The following is a 15011-nucleotide window of genomic DNA, read 5'->3' on the forward strand; positions in this document are numbered from 1 at the left end:
ACACCGGGGCCAGTTCAAGTTGACATTGCCACCCACCTGACCCACCGGCTGACTGGTACAACGACCCCGAACATGCAGGTACCGAGCGCTGGTGGGACGGCCGGCGTTGGACCGAGCATCGCCGTCCCGGTAGACCGCCGCCGCCAGATGCCGCAGCGCGGGCAACATCGTTCATCGGGCAACCAATTCCGCAGCCACCGGCATACCGGCCGCAGCAGCAGTATCCGCAGTTCCGGCAGAACCCACCAACCGCATGGCCCTACGGTCCGATGCAGCCTTCGGCCAGTCGTGGCGCGATCACCAAAAGCAAACTGATCTCAGTAGTGGTCGCAATTGCTTCACTGCTTGTGATTGGCGTCGTAGTTTCGGGTTCCCTGACCCGTATTTTCCACGACGACCGCTGGTACAAAATGGGTCAAGAATCCGCCCGCCATGGGACCGCTCGTAACTACTACGACAGGATGGGGATGGACCCAGAGAATGCCTGTCAACTCGATTACAGAACCCAGTTCATGTTCAATCCGCCGCCCAAAGACTTTAATAAGGACGACTTCATGAAAGGCTGCATCGAAGGGCTCAAGTGAGATGCACAGCGTCGACCGGGTTGTCTAGTGGCGGTAGCCAGGCCAAGCGGAATCGACATTAACCTAGCTCGCCTATTGAAACTATCAAACACCTGTATAGTAGCGACCCATGACCAAGCGGATCGCCGTCGCCCTGATGATCGCCTGGAGCGCCCCAATGATGTCGGGGTGCATACCTAGTTGCACCCAAACCAGTTTTGGCTGCATCTACATGTGAGCCGGGACTATGACCAAGCGAATCGCCCTCGCGTTGATCCTCGCCTTCATCCCGTTCACCACGTCGGGGTGTTTCGCGCCCATCTGCACTCCCGGCACGATGCCGAACTGCGTGTTCCAATGACCAGGAAACTTGCCGTTGCCTTAATCCTCGCCGTGGCTGTCTCCACGTCCCCGGCCTGTGGTGCCAACCTCGTCCCCCTTTGCGTCCCGAACCCGCCGACGCAACTCTGTACCTGATAGCGCCCAGGCCGGCCGGGAGCTGTTGATACTGGCTGCCGCAGGGTATCTGCCAGAAATGGCCGATATGCAATGGCTCGCTATGCTCCCCGATTCATCACGCGTTCGGGGGACATCACCTGACCCAGGCAGCCGTTGAGGCAGAGGACCCGCTGGACGATGGATCGGACGGGAATCCCTCCGTGCGCGTAGTCCCGCTTCATGAGGACGGCGACGGGACCACCACAAATCTCGCAGACGTCGCTTTCTTCCCAGTGCTCAGATGACATCGACGTGCTCCTAGCTCGGCTAACGCAAGTACACGTAGAACGCTAGGGCAGGTTACCGACGCCGCCGTGTATTTCCCGCTAGCCAAATCCCAGATGCACGTCCACATATACGCAGCAGGAGAGACCTGTACCCAGCGAGCTGCAGAACCCGACCAGCGGTCGGGATTGGCTGCTCATCTGGTCGAGCTGTCTCATTTGAGGCACTTTCCTGCGGGCGTTCGAAGTCGAACGTTTACAGGCTCGAATCGGACCATGGTCCGGTTGATTCCCGCGCGACTACTTCTGCCGCGCCTAATCTGTTGAATGGCACACACCATGCACGTCGGCGGGAGCTAGGCAAAGGGAACTGAGAGCCGTTGCTGTACAGGGATTCTCAAGGCCACGACTGACGCCACGGTTACCCGTAGTGCCCAACCTTGTTGTAACGCAATAAAATAGGTGGTGTGAGAGAAGATTCTCGTCCGCTACACCATGATCAGCGTCGCATAGGTGAGAGCCGGGGACGGGACTACCGCCCCCGGTCCTCGCGACAAACGATAGCCAACTACCCCACCTCCCCGCTGAAATGCGGCAGGGACCGGGCAGCCAATCAACCACTTCTCGACATGCCGAACGGGGCGGATATACGGCAAGACTATTTGACTCGGTGGGAGGCTACGACCATGGACCAAGACGACCTACCCAGATCAGCTCGGGTCTCGATTTCGGTTGCCTCGCCGGAAGGTGAACTTGTCGAGATCGCCTTTGTCTTCACAAACATTGTTCGACGCGACACGGCAGCTTTCCGCCAAGAACTTGAGGGCCTAGTGAACTCGCTGGCCGAGAGTGCCCGGTCGGATGCCGAGCCGGTCATTACAGAGCTGGAAACTCCATACCCCGGGGGTGGCGCGGCTGCATACGGCATCGCCTTTATGGTGGGACTGCCCATGGCTCTTGCGAACAGCGGCATCTATGACCTTTTGAAAAAGCTGTCGAATCGGTTTTCGTGGACCGGCGGGTCACCACCCGACCGAGAACATTTCCTGATGGAAAACGCAAACCCTTTGGCGCTGGGAGCAATCGAGCAGGCATTCGGAGTGACCAGGGATGACTTGAGGCCGCTCATCACGGACGTCCAGGGCGAACACGCCAAGCTTGTCTACCAGGCGACAGACGGATCGACCTTCACGGTGAGCATGGAGAATACTGACAAGTTTGTAGTCACTGGTATCACGAAGAACTGGCCCAGTGCTCAATGGGATGATGAGTCATAGCGGGGCGGCCGGTGCGTGAAACCCGCTGTGTCACAGCAGTTCCAGGCCGGGGAGTCTCGTTAATCATCTCTTCTAAAAATCCAGCGTCGCGCAGCATCCGGCGTGTATCAACAATCATCTCCCGAATTTCCTCGGGTATCTCCACTCGGCTCTCGCACGCCTCTTGACGCATCGCCGCGGCGATGCGCAGTTGTTCCTGCATGAGGGCCAGCCGCGCCTTGGCCTCGGTCCTCTTCGCCGTAAAGTTCTGGCCCACCCCAGGCCCGAGCGCCCGACTGGTGTACCTCGTGGGCGGGCATGAATGCCTAACGACGTCTAGCTCTGTTCCATTAAATGGAGTGGGTAGCACCGCCGCGCAGGCAGTCTGCCGCCTTGGTGAGGATGCGCAGTACGGCGGCGTCGTCATCCTCTCCGTCTTGCACGGCGTCCGAGTAGATGGGGTAGTCATCCCGTACATCCGTGTACGTCTCGTTGATCGCGTCTCGTCAGAGATCCGCGTAGGTAGGTTGCTCAGGCTCGGTCATCCAGTCAAGGGTGCGCTGCCCCGCCGGGTGTGAAAAGCGCGAAATATGTTGACTACCATATTAATCCGACTCGATTATCCGAAACGCGTTACCTACCAACTAGGTACGGTTATCGACCCGCCAGTCGAGAGGACTTGCGAGATTCGCATGCGATTCCGTTGTGGTCTTTGTCCAGGCCGGGGCGGTAGGCGGGGTCGCCTTCGGGAATGTCCCAGCGGCCAGCGGCATGGGCCTCAGCGCAGTTCCGGTAGTACACCGACGGTCGGTTCGGCATGGTGGCCGCAGTGGAGGCCGGGGTGCTCCGTGGGCCAGGTCGGGAACCGATCGCACAATCTTGGATCAGCGTCCACACGACGACGATTACGCAGACGACAATGATCGCGATCAGTATGGTCGCGATCACCTTGGCGAGCTTGTCGCGCGTTGTCTCGCTGAGCCGCGTTGGATGCGTGTTGAACACGCCCTGCATCATCTCTTCGCCGCGCCGAGCGCCGCAGCGAGTTCGCGAATTTCGGGTGCGGCGGCCTGGGCAGGGCCAGCAACCGGTCGCGGATACCGCTGCAGCGCATCAGCGCCGCCACGTTCTTCGCGTCCCAGTAGAACGCGGGTCTACACATGATGTCTCCCGAGTTAATGAGGTACCCGAAGAGATCCGTATTGCATGACTATTGCATGACCACTGGTACGTCTATCTAGATAAGGTGTCTCACCTGCATGAATATTGGTGCGCGATACTGGGATTGAACCAGTGACCTCTTCCGTGTCAGGGAAGCGCTCTCCCGCTGAGCTAATCGCGCCGGGGAAACCAAAGCTTGGAGGTGGAGACGGGAATCGAACCCGTGTGCACGGCTTTGCAGGCCGTTGCCTCACCACTCGGCCACTCCACCGTTGGGGTCCACGCCACTTGCACCTTCGAGCGGATGACGGGATTCGAACCCGCGACCCTCACCTTGGCAAGGTGATGCGCTACCAACTGCGCTACATCCGCGCGCCTCGGACGAGATCGTCGCCCGGTGCGAAGCACGACGATAGTCCACGTGAGCGGGCACATACAAATTTCTTGGTACGAGCCGTGTCTAGGCTATCGCGTCGCGCCCGGCATGCCGATGCGGCCGGTATCGTCGGGGTCTGCACGTGCTAGTCTTCGACGTCGTTCGCCATCTCGGCGCCGGTCCCGTGGCTCAGTGGGAGAGCGTCCGCTTCACACGCGGAAGGTCGCTGGTTCGATCCCAGCCGGGACCACACATCGACCCAGGTCACTGAGCAGTTGGCCCCCTGATCCACCTGCGCTTCCTCGCCTTCTCGCGGGATAGCGTCCTGACCCCAACGATGTTTCCTGGTCCTGATAGCGGCCCGCTTGGTGCGCCGCGTCGGGTTAACCGCTCGGCGAGACGAAGTCGCCGCCAGAAGCCCCGAGGCCACGCTGCCCTTGCCGGAATGCGCCCGCTGGGCCACCATGAACCGCGTGAGTAAGGTAACCCTAACTACCGAGCTGCCGATCCCCGCCGAGACCGCGGCCGCCCTGGCGCGCAAGCCCGAGCTGATGCGCCATGTGCTGAGCCCCGTGCTGCGGATCTACCGCCTCGACGTCCCCGAGCGCATCGAGGTCGGCACCCAGGGATCGGCGCGGTTCTGGTGGTTCGGCGTGATCCCCGCCTGGACCCACCACCTCACCATCAAGCGCCTGGAGCCGACCGAGATCTACACCAACGAGCACGGGGGACCGGTCCGCACGTGGAACCACCGCCTGACGTTTGAACCCATCGACGAGCGCAGCTGCCGCTACACCGACGAGATCGAAACCGACGACGGCCTGAATGGCGTACTGACCCGCGCCTTCGTCCGGCTCATGTTTCGCCACCGGCATCGGCGATGGCGAAAGCTCGCGCACATCCTGCGATAACGCGAGCGGCTTCGCGAAAAGCCGGCATCCATCAACGAATAGCGCTTCCGGTCCGAGCGACTACTACCCGCCCGCGCGACGGGTACAGCTGTAGAGGACGACTCACAGCAACAGAGGAAGGGATCATGGGAGACACGGCTCGAGATCCGCTCGAGCATCAACGGTCCAGCCGCCCACGGGTTGGCCAAGCCCTGAAAAATCCCGCCAAAGCCCCGGGTTTGCTTCTGGTGGGCACCGAGAGCCGCGGCCGGCCCTGAAACCGCATTCGGGGTGGCGCCCGGCCCCGCGGATACTGTAAGAGCTACAGTAGCGGCGCCGACCCGAGAGGAGCCCCGTGGCGCAGAACCCTTCGACTCCGCCGAACACCCCCCGCCCTCCCGAGGGAGACTGGCTGGGCACGCCCTATCTGCGCTTCGAGCGCCAGGGACCGATCGCGGTGTGCACCATCGACCGCCCCGACGCGCGCAACGCCCTGAGCCCCGCGATGTACTTCGGAATCCGTTATGCCGTCGGACGTCTCAACGAGGACCCGGACCTGGCCGGGCTGGTGCTCACCGGAACCGGCGATGTCTTCGCGCCCGGCGGCGACATGGGTGGCGGGGGAGGCGAGGACAACTGGATCACGTTCGGCTCGGCACTGGGCATGGACGTGACGCCGTTCGACGCGGTGCGCACCTCGGCCAAGCCCATCGTGTCCGCGGTCAACGGGCTGTGCCAGGGCGGCGGATTCCAGATCGCGCTGTGCAGCGACCTGTCGGTGGTGAGCGATCGGGCGACCTTCCGGGTGCCCGAGTTGTTCCGCGGCTACGCAGACACCTACTACAGCCAGATGCTCACCCGCGTCATCGGCCCGGTGCGCACCCGCGACCTCATGTTCACCGGACGAGTGCTGACCGCGGTCGAAGCCCTCGACTGGGGCCTGGTCAGCCGGGTGGTGCCGCACGAGGGCCTGCTGGACGCGGCGAAAGACCTACTCGCGCAATGCTGTCGGACCGCGCCGCGCGCCCGCGGCGTCATCAAGTCCAGCATCGACAGTTACCTGGGCCTGTATGACCGGATCGGCATGACCTCCAGCCTGTCCGACGCCGAGGCCATCGAGGGCTTCCGCTCGTTCAAGGAACGCCGCTCGCCCGACTGGGTGCATCCGGAACTGCGCGTCGAGGGACGCCTATAACTCGATCCAGTCCCCGTGGGGCGCAACCTTGAGCAGGCTGCTGATGCCGGCCTGATCGAACGCGGCGACGAATTCGTCGACGCCCTCGCTGAAGTGGGCCCAGCCGTCGACGTGGGCTGGGATCACCGCCTTGGCGCCGAGCACCTCGGCGGCGGCCGCCGCGCGCGCCGCGGTCAGCGTCAACGGCCGCCCGCGCTCCTTGGTGGGCACGCTCGCCGCGCCGGCGAACAGCACCGCGATGTCGACCTGCCCGACCCGGTCGGCGACGTCCTTGACCGCGCTCATCGAGGCGTTGTCGCCGCTGAGGTACACCGTCGGCAACCCGGGCCCCGACAGCACAAAGCCGGTCACCTCGCAGTTGATGTGGCCGCCGTCGTCCCGTTGCCCGTCGGCGGGGCCGTGCACGGCCGGAACCGCTTGCGCGGTAAGCGATCCGGTCCCACCGCCAAGCTCATGGGATTCCCAGGGCGCCAACCCGACCGCGGGCGGGCCCAGCCGGCCGGCCGCCCCGGGATGGGTGAGCAGCAGCGGCGCGGCCAGCGCCATGCGCCGGCCGTCGTCGTCGAAGTTGTCGGGATGCTGGTCGTGGCTGACCAACACCGCATCCACCGGGCCCAGGGCTTCGGCGCTCACCGCGGGACCGGTCAGCTTGGTCAGGTAGGCGTACACCCCGGGCGGGTCGAAGGTCGGGTCCATCACGATCCTGCGGCCCGCGATGTCGATCACCGTCGTCGGGCCGCCCAGCACACTGATCGCGCAGTCACGCCGCCGCGCGTCCACACGGCCGCTCATATTCCGCGGGACCGGTCTCGCCAAAACGGTTCCCGCAGCTGCGTTTTGAGGATCTTCCCGCTCGCGTTGCGGGGGAGCTCCGACACGAAATCCACGGTGCGTGGGCATTTGAAGCCCGCCAGATGCTGGCGACAGAATTCGATGATGCCGGCGGGATCGGCCTCGCCGTCGGCCACCACGATCGCCTTGACCGACTCTCCCCAGAAGTCGTCGGGCACCCCGATCACCGCGGCATCGGCCACGGCGGGATGCTCGATGAGCACGCTTTCCACCTCGGGGCCGTACACGTTCTCACCGCCGGTGATGATCATGTCCTTCAGCCGGTCCTCGATGTAGACGTACTCGTCGGCGTCGAGGCGCCCGACGTCGCCGGTGCGCACCCAGTCGTCGGCGGTGATCGTCTCGGCGGTCGCCTCCGGGCGGTTGAGGTACCCGGTCATGTTCTGGTTGCTGCGCACCCACACCTCACCGGACTGTCCGGGCGGAAACGAGGCGCCCGTCTCGGGGTCGACGATGCGAATCTCGCAGCCCAGCACCGCCTTTCCGGCCGAGAGTTGCAATTCGGGTCGCGCCGAATCGCGGTGGTCGGCGTCGGACAGGGCCGTCACCGCGCCGCACAGCTCGGTCTGCCCGTACACCTGCACGAATTTCGTGTCCGGCCACGTCGCCAGCGCCCGATGCAGCAACGGCAGCGGCATCGGCGCCGCGCCGTAGACGATGTAGCGCAGGCCGGCGATGGCGGCGGTCGCCGCCTCACCCGCCTGCAGGAACCGGGCGATCACCGGCGGCACGAAGAACGCGTGGGTGGCGCCGGCGCGCACCGCGCCGATCAGCGTCGCGGCATCGGGTTCGCGGGTCAGGAAAGTCGGTGCGCCCGAACGGATCCCGAACAGCGCGTAGCCGATCCCGCCCACATGGAACAGCGGCATGGCGACCAGGTTCGCGTCCCCGTCGGCGAACGGGAACGCCGGCGCGAGGTTCGCCGCGTGATTGACCAGCGCGCGCTGGCTGAGCAGCACGCCCTTGGGCCGTCCGGTGGTGCCCGAGCTGTAGATCACCAGCGCGGTCTCGTTCGGGTCGAGCCCCGCGTCGGCCTCGGCCGGTGACGCCGCGGCGAGCAACGATTCGTACTCCTCGCCGACCTCGATGATGCGTTCCAGGCCGGGTACCCGCTCGGCGGCCGCCTCGGCGGCGGCGCGCAGCTCGGCGCCGGCCAGCAGCACGCGGGCCCCGCTGTCGGCGAGCACGTGGACGAGCTCGTCGCCGATCACCCGCCAGTTGACGACGGTGGTGACCACGCCGATGGAGGCGCCGGCGATCAGCACCTCGAGGCAGGCGGGATGGTTCTTGTCCAGGAACGCCACGCACTGGCCCCGCTCGATCCCGGCGTCGCGCAGCACCCCCGCGGCGCGACGGATCCGCGAGCTCCAGTCGGCCCACGACCACTGGCGCTCGCCGTAGCGGATCGCGATCGCCTCGGGCCGCTGCAGGGCGTGTCGTTCGACGATCCCGGCGAGCGTCTCCGCCGTGTCGGTTTGTGGCATGAACCCCTCCGCGTTCGATGTGTTCCACTCGGTAATACGGGATCGCTGTGCCGTGCCCGACGGCGGGGCGTCATTCCATGGAGCCGACCATCATTCCGCCGTCGCCCGCGGCTTGGGTGGTCGCGCCGCTGCCTTGGCGGAAGTCGATGAATGCCGAGCGCCCGTTCGACGTGTTCAGCAGCTCGGTGAACGTGCCGATCACCGGAATTGTGCCCTGCGGGTTCACCACGCCGGCCGTGTAGTTGAGGGACGCTTGCTGCTGAAAGTTGGGCCCCTGCAGCGGCGTGACGTCGGGAGCCGTCAATCGATTCACACCGGTCAAGATGGCCGATGCGCCGCTCACGTACTGGTCGATGTCGGCTTGCAGAACCGCCGCGGCGTCGGTGCCGCCGGCGTGTTTGACGGTGATCCGCATCTGCGCGCTGGTGTCGGCGTTGTTCAGCGCCACCCAGTTCGGGCCGCGGTTTCCCAGCGTCCAGCCGGGCGCGGGGGTGACCGATACGCCCTGCGCGATGGCGATCGCCTCGTCGGAGGCCAGCGCTATCCCGACGGATGCGTGGGGGCCGGCGAGGACGACCGCCGCGGCGGCGACCGCTCTCAGCGCCCGCCGGCCGGTTGCACGCGGGGAGGGCGCCTGCGGCTGAGTCGATGACATCGTTGTTCCTCACTCTCTGGGCGGCGCGGATTCGAGCGCGGTCCTATCGTCCTCCGGCGCCGGGGCCGATGTCCAAGATGGGCTCGCTATGAGTCGATCCAGCGCGGCTATCGCAAATCCGGTATCCGCGAACTGATCCCGGGCCGATGTGTCACCATGACGGGGCCGCCCGACCCGCCCCGAGGAGGATCCGACATGGTGAACCCCGATCGCGCCCGCTCCCGCACCTTCGTCGTGACCGGCGCCGCCTCCGGAATCGGGCTGGCCACCGCGCGACGGTTATTGGCCGAGGGCGGCACCGTCGTCGGCGCCGACCTGGCGGCACCGCCCGATGATCTGGGCCCGCGGTTCACCTTCGTGCCCGCCGACGTGACCGACGAGGCCGCGATCGCGGCGGTCCTGGACGCGGTGCCGGGCCGCCTCGACGGCCTCTTCCACGCCGCCGGTGTCGCCGGGGGAGGCCCGGTGCACCTGCTCGACCGCGCCGAATGGGACCGCGTGATCGGGATCAACCTCACCGGCACCTTCCTGGTCGCCAAGGCGGCCCTGGCCAGGATGATCGACCAACCCCGCGCCGAGGGTGAGCGGGGCTCGATCGTGACCGTCGCCAGCGTCGAGGGCCTGGAGGGCACCGCCGGCGGCAGCTCCTACAACGCGGCCAAGGGCGGCGTCGTGCTGCTCACCAAGAACATCGCCCTCGACTACGGGCCGAGCGGCATCCGGGCGAACGTCATCTGTCCCGGCTTCATCGAAACACCGATGGCGCACAGCGTGTTCAGCATTCCCGGGATGGAGGGCCCGCTCGCCTCCATCACCAAGGAGCACGCGCTGCAACGGCTGGGCCAGCCCGAGGAGATCGCGGCCATGGCCGCCTTCCTGCTGTCGCCCGACGCCTCCTTCGTCAGCGGTCAGGCCCTCGCGGTCGACGGCGGCTACACGGCCGGTCGCGACCACGGTGTCGTCGAACTCTTCGGCTTTCCCAGCTGATACCACTGCGATTCAAATGCCACTAAGATTCGTCCATGAGCGGTGGATTAACCCCTGACCAAGCGATCGAGGCGATCCGGGGCGCCGGCGGCGCTCGGCCGGGCTGCCGCGCGCTGCATGCGAAGGGCACCCTGTACCGGGGCACGTTCACCGCAGCCCGTGACGCGGTAATGCTCTCGCGCGCAAGCCATCTCGACGGCTCGCCGGTCCCGGCGCTGATCCGGTTCTCCAACGGATCGGGCAACCCCAAGCAGCGCGACGGCCGGCCCGGCGTGCGTGGGATGGCGGTGAAGTTCACCCTGCCCGACGGCTCCACCACCGACGTCTCCACGCAGACCGCCCGGCTCTTCGTCTCCAGCACGCCGGACGGCTTCATTGATCTGCTCAAGGCGATGCGGCCCGGCCTGACGACGCCGCTGCGCATGGGCAAGCACCTGCTCACCCACCCGGGGCTACTCGGCAGGTTGCCCATCCTGCGGGAGGCCAACCGGATCCCGGCCAGCTACGCCACCACCGAATACCACGGCCTGCACGCCTTCCGCTGGATCGCCGCCGACAGCAGCGCCAGATTCGTTCGCTACCACCTGGTTCCGATCGCGGCCGAGGAGTACCTGTCGGTGTCGGACGCCCACGGCAAGGATCCGGACTTCCTCACCGACGAGCTGGCGACGCGGCTGGACGGTGGACCGGTGCGGTTCGACTTCCGGGTGCAGATCGCCGGGCCCACCGACTCCACGGTGGACCCGTCGTCGGCCTGGCAGAGCACCCAGATCGTCACCGTCGGCTCCCTGCAGATCACCGGTCTGGACACCGAGCGCGAACACGGCGGCGACATCGTGGTGTTCGACCCGATGCGGGTGACCGACGGCATCGAGCCCTCCGACGATCCGGTCCTGCATTTCCGGACGCTGGCGTATTCGGCGTCGGTCAAGCTGCGCACCGGGGTCGAGCGCGGTGCCGAAGCCCCGCCCGCCTGAGCGGAGTAGTGGTCGCCCTCGGGACGAAATCGGCGGCAGGCTAAGGTTTTTCTTCGGTGTCGCCATTTCAGATGTTCCTCATATGCCTGGCCGGACTGGCGGCCGGGGCGATCAACGCGCTGGTCGGCTCCGGCACCCTGATCACCTTCCCAACGCTGGTTGCGCTCGGCTTTCCGCCCGTGACGGCCACCATGTCGAATGCGACGGGCCTGGTTGCCGGCAGCGTGTCGGCCACCTGGGGCTACCGAGCCGAGTTGCGCGGTCAGTGGGATCGGTTGCGCTGGCAGCTGCCGGCCTCGCTGGCCGGCGCGACGCTGGGCGCCTATCTGCTGTTGCATCTGCCCGAGAAGGTGTTCGCCGAGATCGTGCCGGTGCTGCTGGTGCTGGCGCTGGCGCTGGTGGTGATCGGGCCGCGGATCCAGGCGTGGACCGCCCGGCGCGCCGCGCAGGCGGGCCGCTCACCCGAGCACGTCCCGCCGGGGCGGATGGCGACGCTGGTGCTGGGCACCTTCGCCGTCGGCGTCTACGGCGGCTATTTCACCGCCGCCCAGGGCATTTTGCTGGTCGGGCTGATGGGGGCGTTGCTGCCGGAGTCGGTGCAACGCATGAACGCCGCCAAAAACCTCCTGGCCCTGGTGGTGAATGTGGTTGCCGCCGTTGCCTATACGGCCGCGGCGTTCGACCGGATCAGCTGGCCGGCCGCGGGGCTGATCGCGGCGGGCTCGCTGGTCGGTGGCCTGCTCGGGGCGCGTTACGGGCGCCGGCTATCGGGCAACGCGCTGCGCGCCATCATCGTGGTCGTCGGCCTGATCGGGCTGTATCGGCTGCTCGCGGTGGCCTGACGAGAATGGTTGTGCGGCAACGAGGCTCAACTCAGCGTGGCCGCGGCGGCTTCGGCGATGACATCCGCCACCTCGCCGCGCTGGCGCCACGCCCGCAGCTGCCGCATCGCCCCGTTGCCCCGCGTCGCGACGCGGTCGAGTTCGTGGACGACGTGCCCGTATTCCCCCAGCGACTCGAGCGCCGGGCGGACCCGTTGCACGAGCGCTCCCAGTTGCTCACGCGCCGGCACCGCCCCGCGGCCGTGGATCAAATCGAGTGTGTGCCCGGACAACCCGTCGTGCGCGGCCTTCCAATACGCCGCGCGCAGCGCGCCGGGCGGCAGGCGACGGGCGTCGTCGGGTGAGTCGAGCGCCGTCATCACGGCGGCCCTGATCAACGTGGCCAGCAGCACGGTCTCGTCGACCGTGGCGGGCACGTCGGCCACGCGGACCTCCACCGTCGGGAACTCCGCCGAAGGGCGCACGTCCCAATAGATCATGTCCTTGTCGAGGATCACCCCGGTGTCGACCAGCATGCGTACCGCGTCGTCGTATTCGCCGGGCGAGGCGAAAAACGGCGGCGCTCCCGCGGCGGGCCAGCGCCGCCACAGCACGCTGCGCCAGCTCGCGTAGCCGCTGTCGGCGTTGCGGTACACCCGCGAATTGGCCGACAGCGCAAGCAATGACGGCAGCCACGGCCGCAGCCAGTTGCTGACATGGATGGCCGCGGCGCGGTCGGGCACCTGCACGTGCACGTGGCATCCGCAGATGCCCTGCTCGTGGGCGATCATCCCGAACTCGTCGCCGATCCGGCGGTAGCGCGGGGTCTCGGTGACCGGGAACGCGTGCGGGGTGGCCGGCGGAAGCCCGCAGGCCAGCAGCTGGACGCCGACCGCCTGCGCGGCCTGCGCCGCGGTGCGCCGCAGCCGGCGCAGTTCCGCACCGAGCTCGGCGGCGCTCGCCGCCACGTCGGAAGTGGTTTCCACCTGGCAGCTGCTCAGTTCCAGCTGCAGCGCGACGCCGCGCCGCTCGGCCTCGGCCGCCACGTCGGCGTTGCGCGGGGACGGTTCACCGGTTCGCGGGTCGACGAGGAGAAACTCTTCCTCCGCGCCGACGGTGGGATGGCCGCTCATTCAGCCGATTACGGCCGAGCAGTGCCGTGTGGTTACCAGCGCGCGGCCGCGGACAACGCGGAGTCGACGGTGGGGTAGATGGGCAGCACGCCGCCGAGCCCGCACGCGTCGATGATGCGGGCGACGATCGGCTCGCAGCTCACCAGCCGCAGATCGATGCCGCGTTTCTGGCAGCGCTTCGCCTCGTCGGCGAGCACCGCGAACGCGCAGCAGCCCATGAACTCGAGCCCGGTGACGTCGACGACGAACGGGCCGGGCGCGGTGACGACGCCGGCCGCCTCGCTGACCAGGTGGCGCCAGGTGTGCTCGTTGCACGCGTCGATCTCGCCCCCCGCGTAGATCAGCACCGCCGGCCCGCAACGATCGGCCGTCGCCCGTAGCGTGCTGTGCGGATCGCCCAGCTCGTACACCAGCTTGGTGCTCAGCATGAGGTGAGTGGTGGGCAATTGTTCCGCAATGGCTGAGTTCATGATGGACCCCCTGATCGACCGGCGTCCGAGACGCCGCGAGGATGCCCGTCCTAGTGTCTGAAGACCGACTGTTCGCGGATGCGAATCTCATTTGTATAACGAGACAGGGCGGTCTGTCTACGGGTCCGGGGCTAAGAGTACGGTAAGGCCCGTATGACAACCTCCGATGTCGGGACGCCTGCCGCGTCGGCGCGTGAGCGCGTGCTGACCGCGGCATATGAGCTGTTCAGCCGCCGCGGCATCCGCGCCGTGGGCACCGACGAGGTGATCGCGCGGGCCGGTGTCGCCAGGGCGACGCTGTACCGCCATTTCGCCACCAAGACCGACCTGGTGCTGGCCGTGCTGCAGCGCCGCGAGCAGCTTTGGACGCACGGTTTGATCGAGGAGCAGTCGCGGCAGCGCGGTACCACCCCCGAGGAACAGTTGCTGGCGATCTTCGATGTCATGCACGACTGGTTCCAGCTCCGCGACGGATACGAGGGCTGCTCGTTCATCAACGTGCTGCTCGAAGTCGGGGCGGACCATCCGGCCGGACAGGCCTGCATCACCCACATCGACCACGTCCGCGACATCGTGCGCGGCCGCGCGATCGCAGCGGGGTTGACCGACATCGAAGACTTCGCGTCGTCGTGGCACATCCTGATGAAGGGCGCCATCATCCTCGCCGCCGTCGGGGACCTCGACGCGGCGAAACGCGCCCGCCGGATGGCCCGCGCCCTGATCGACGAACACCGGCCGCCGCTGGTGGCGGACACCGGCGAGGCCGTTTAGTCAGACCGCGTCGGCTTGCGTGGCGGCCTCCGCGGTCTTGCTGTGATGCTCGGCCTCCAATTCCGCAATCGCCCGTGATGTGCGCTCGCGCAACAGGATTGCCGCGGTGAGACCGGCCACCACGGCGACCACCAGCCCGATCCAGGAGAACCGCTCCAGCCAGCGTTCGGCCGCGATGCCGGCGAAGTACACCAGCGCGGTCGTGCCGCCCGCCCAGCAGATGGCGCCCGAGACGTTGGCCGCCAGGAACCGCGGATAGTGCATCTTCAACGCACCCGCCAGCGGCCCGGCCAGAATCCGCAACAGCGCGATGAACCGGCCCAGGAAGACGGCCCGCGCGCCCCACCGGTTGAACAGCTTCTCGGCGAGCGCGACGTGTCCGGGACCGAAATGCTTGGGGAATCGCCGGCCGAGCCGGTCGAAGAGCGGCATGCCGAAGCGGCGCCCGATCGCGTACCCGATCGAATCTCCGATCACCGCGCCGATCACCGCGGCGGCGCCGACCCCGATCGGATTGACGGCCAGGTCGTGATGCGACGACATCAGGGCCGCGGTCACCAACACGATCTCGCCCGGCAGCGGGATGCCCAGGCTCTCGATCCCGACCACACCGCCGACCACCACGTAGACCGCGAGCGGCGGGATCGAGTGCAGCAAGGGCTCCACATTCATGCGTCAAGGATGCCTGACCGCCCCAC

The 15011-nt window shown here is 66.9% G+C and carries 16 protein-coding genes and 4 tRNA genes; 9 read left to right on the top strand and 11 right to left on the bottom strand.

Going from position 1 to position 15011, the window contains the following annotated elements; genetic code table 11:
- Positions 1-269 precede the first annotated feature (269 nt).
- Positions 270-584 (top strand): hypothetical protein, encoded by a 315-nt coding sequence (locus QGN31_RS08845; protein ID WP_233425283.1) that lies wholly within the window; start codon positions 270-272, stop codon positions 582-584.
- Positions 585-1120: 536 nt separating this feature from the next.
- Here QGN31_RS08845 and QGN31_RS08850 read toward each other — a convergent pair.
- Entirely contained in the window at positions 1121-1309 is a 189-nt protein-coding gene (locus QGN31_RS08850; RefSeq protein ID WP_083863013.1) for a hypothetical protein, read from the bottom strand.
- A gap of 662 nt (positions 1310-1971) precedes the next feature.
- Here QGN31_RS08850 and QGN31_RS08855 point away from each other — a divergent pair.
- Positions 1972-2562 carry a hypothetical protein gene (locus QGN31_RS08855; protein ID WP_014942532.1) on the top strand — a complete coding sequence of 197 codons (591 nt, stop codon included), beginning with the start codon at positions 1972-1974 and terminating at the stop codon, positions 2560-2562.
- 633 nt (positions 2563-3195) lie between these two features.
- On the opposite strand, the gene QGN31_RS08860 is transcribed toward QGN31_RS08855, so the two are convergent.
- The 4 genes from QGN31_RS08860 to QGN31_RS08875 form a co-directional block, all read right to left on the bottom strand.
- Positions 3196-3558 carry an excalibur calcium-binding domain-containing protein gene (locus tag QGN31_RS08860; protein WP_014942531.1) on the bottom strand — a complete coding sequence of 121 codons (363 nt, stop codon included), beginning with the start codon at positions 3556-3558 and terminating at the stop codon, positions 3196-3198.
- A 250-nt stretch (positions 3559-3808) separates the two neighbouring features.
- Positions 3809-3883, bottom strand: a tRNA-Val gene (locus QGN31_RS08865).
- 16 nt (positions 3884-3899) lie between these two features.
- A tRNA-Cys gene (locus QGN31_RS08870) sits at positions 3900-3973 on the bottom strand.
- A 28-nt stretch (positions 3974-4001) separates the two neighbouring features.
- Positions 4002-4074, bottom strand: a tRNA-Gly gene (locus QGN31_RS08875).
- Between the two features lie 182 nt (positions 4075-4256).
- Here QGN31_RS08875 and QGN31_RS08880 point away from each other — a divergent pair.
- From QGN31_RS08880 to QGN31_RS08890, 3 genes are all read left to right on the top strand, one after another.
- A tRNA-Val gene (locus QGN31_RS08880) sits at positions 4257-4328 on the top strand.
- Between the two features lie 214 nt (positions 4329-4542).
- Positions 4543-4989 carry a hypothetical protein gene (locus tag QGN31_RS08885; protein WP_014385339.1) on the top strand — a complete coding sequence of 149 codons (447 nt, stop codon included), beginning with the start codon at positions 4543-4545 and terminating at the stop codon, positions 4987-4989.
- A gap of 334 nt (positions 4990-5323) precedes the next feature.
- The gene (locus tag QGN31_RS08890) at positions 5324-6163 is read left to right on the top strand and encodes an enoyl-CoA hydratase/isomerase family protein (protein ID WP_009952039.1); all 840 of its coding nucleotides are present in this window, start codon (positions 5324-5326) and stop codon (positions 6161-6163) included.
- Here the strand turns inward: QGN31_RS08890 and QGN31_RS08895 are convergent.
- The 3 genes from QGN31_RS08895 to QGN31_RS08905 all read right to left on the bottom strand — a co-directional run bounded on the left by QGN31_RS08895 (position 6158) and on the right by QGN31_RS08905 (position 9154).
- Positions 6158-6943 carry an MBL fold metallo-hydrolase gene (locus QGN31_RS08895; RefSeq protein ID WP_014942530.1) on the bottom strand — a complete coding sequence of 262 codons (786 nt, stop codon included), beginning with the start codon at positions 6941-6943 and terminating at the stop codon, positions 6158-6160. The genes QGN31_RS08890 and QGN31_RS08895 overlap by 6 nt on opposite strands.
- An 8-nt stretch (positions 6944-6951) precedes the next feature.
- A complete protein-coding gene (locus tag QGN31_RS08900) occupies positions 6952-8499 on the bottom strand; it encodes an AMP-binding protein (protein WP_014942529.1) in 1548 nt (515 codons plus the stop codon).
- A 70-nt stretch (positions 8500-8569) separates the two neighbouring features.
- Positions 8570-9154: a hypothetical protein gene (locus QGN31_RS08905; protein WP_009952650.1), complete on the bottom strand. Its 585-nt coding sequence runs from the start codon at positions 9152-9154 to the stop codon at positions 8570-8572.
- A 195-nt stretch (positions 9155-9349) separates the two neighbouring features.
- On the opposite strand from QGN31_RS08905, the gene QGN31_RS08910 reads away from it, so the two are divergent.
- The 3 genes from QGN31_RS08910 to QGN31_RS08920 all read left to right on the top strand — a co-directional run bounded on the left by QGN31_RS08910 (position 9350) and on the right by QGN31_RS08920 (position 11960).
- A complete protein-coding gene (locus QGN31_RS08910) occupies positions 9350-10141 on the top strand; it encodes an SDR family NAD(P)-dependent oxidoreductase (RefSeq protein WP_014380549.1) in 792 nt (263 codons plus the stop codon).
- A 35-nt stretch (positions 10142-10176) separates the two neighbouring features.
- Entirely contained in the window at positions 10177-11118 is a 942-nt protein-coding gene (locus tag QGN31_RS08915; protein WP_014385334.1) for a catalase family peroxidase, read from the top strand.
- Between the two features lie 71 nt (positions 11119-11189).
- On the top strand, positions 11190-11960 hold the full coding sequence (locus tag QGN31_RS08920; RefSeq protein WP_009952645.1) for a sulfite exporter TauE/SafE family protein: 771 nt from the start codon (positions 11190-11192) through the stop codon (positions 11958-11960).
- Positions 11961-11986: 26 nt separating this feature from the next.
- On the opposite strand, the gene QGN31_RS08925 is transcribed toward QGN31_RS08920, so the two are convergent.
- Entirely contained in the window at positions 11987-13072 is a 1086-nt protein-coding gene (locus tag QGN31_RS08925; RefSeq protein WP_014942528.1) for a glutamate--cysteine ligase, read from the bottom strand.
- A gap of 32 nt (positions 13073-13104) precedes the next feature.
- Positions 13105-13542, bottom strand: a complete 438-nt coding sequence (locus QGN31_RS08930) for an anti-sigma factor antagonist (protein ID WP_009952641.1) — start codon at positions 13540-13542, stop codon at positions 13105-13107.
- A gap of 153 nt (positions 13543-13695) precedes the next feature.
- Here QGN31_RS08930 and QGN31_RS08935 point away from each other — a divergent pair, with 153 nt between their 5' ends.
- Positions 13696-14313 carry a TetR/AcrR family transcriptional regulator gene (locus QGN31_RS08935; RefSeq protein ID WP_029384141.1) on the top strand — a complete coding sequence of 206 codons (618 nt, stop codon included), beginning with the start codon at positions 13696-13698 and terminating at the stop codon, positions 14311-14313.
- Here the strand turns inward: QGN31_RS08935 and QGN31_RS08940 are convergent, their stop codons facing one another.
- The gene (locus QGN31_RS08940; RefSeq protein ID WP_009952639.1) at positions 14314-14985 is read right to left on the bottom strand and encodes a DedA family protein; all 672 of its coding nucleotides are present in this window, start codon (positions 14983-14985) and stop codon (positions 14314-14316) included.
- Positions 14986-15011 lie beyond the last annotated feature (26 nt).

Source organism: Mycobacterium sp. 2-64 (assembly GCF_035918375.1).
In the GTDB taxonomy this organism is placed as follows: domain Bacteria; phylum Actinomycetota; class Actinomycetes; order Mycobacteriales; family Mycobacteriaceae; genus Mycobacterium; species Mycobacterium intracellulare.

Excerpts from the sequence above, each read along its gene's own strand:
- QGN31_RS08930 (WP_009952641.1), bottom strand. The coding sequence starts at position 13,542 with ATGAACTCAGCCATTGCGGAACAATTGCCCACCACTCACCTCATGCTG.
- QGN31_RS08850 (WP_083863013.1), bottom strand. The coding sequence starts at position 1,309 with ATGTCATCTGAGCACTGGGAAGAAAGCGACGTCTGCGAGATTTGTGGT.
- QGN31_RS08905 (WP_009952650.1), bottom strand. The coding sequence starts at position 9,154 with ATGTCATCGACTCAGCCGCAGGCGCCCTCCCCGCGTGCAACCGGCCGG.
- QGN31_RS08885 (WP_014385339.1), top strand. The coding sequence starts at position 4,543 with ATGAACCGCGTGAGTAAGGTAACCCTAACTACCGAGCTGCCGATCCCC.
- QGN31_RS08915 (WP_014385334.1), top strand. The coding sequence starts at position 10,177 with ATGAGCGGTGGATTAACCCCTGACCAAGCGATCGAGGCGATCCGGGGC.
- QGN31_RS08925 (WP_014942528.1), bottom strand. The coding sequence starts at position 13,072 with ATGAGCGGCCATCCCACCGTCGGCGCGGAGGAAGAGTTTCTCCTCGTC.
- QGN31_RS08920 (WP_009952645.1), top strand. The coding sequence starts at position 11,190 with ATGTTCCTCATATGCCTGGCCGGACTGGCGGCCGGGGCGATCAACGCG.
- QGN31_RS08935 (WP_029384141.1), top strand. The coding sequence starts at position 13,696 with ATGACAACCTCCGATGTCGGGACGCCTGCCGCGTCGGCGCGTGAGCGC.
- QGN31_RS08860 (WP_014942531.1), bottom strand. The coding sequence starts at position 3,558 with ATGATGCAGGGCGTGTTCAACACGCATCCAACGCGGCTCAGCGAGACA.
- QGN31_RS08855 (WP_014942532.1), top strand. The coding sequence starts at position 1,972 with ATGGACCAAGACGACCTACCCAGATCAGCTCGGGTCTCGATTTCGGTT.
- QGN31_RS08845 (WP_233425283.1), top strand. The coding sequence starts at position 270 with ATGCAGCCTTCGGCCAGTCGTGGCGCGATCACCAAAAGCAAACTGATC.
- QGN31_RS08910 (WP_014380549.1), top strand. The coding sequence starts at position 9,350 with ATGGTGAACCCCGATCGCGCCCGCTCCCGCACCTTCGTCGTGACCGGC.
- QGN31_RS08900 (WP_014942529.1), bottom strand. The coding sequence starts at position 8,499 with ATGCCACAAACCGACACGGCGGAGACGCTCGCCGGGATCGTCGAACGA.
- QGN31_RS08940 (WP_009952639.1), bottom strand. The coding sequence starts at position 14,985 with ATGAATGTGGAGCCCTTGCTGCACTCGATCCCGCCGCTCGCGGTCTAC.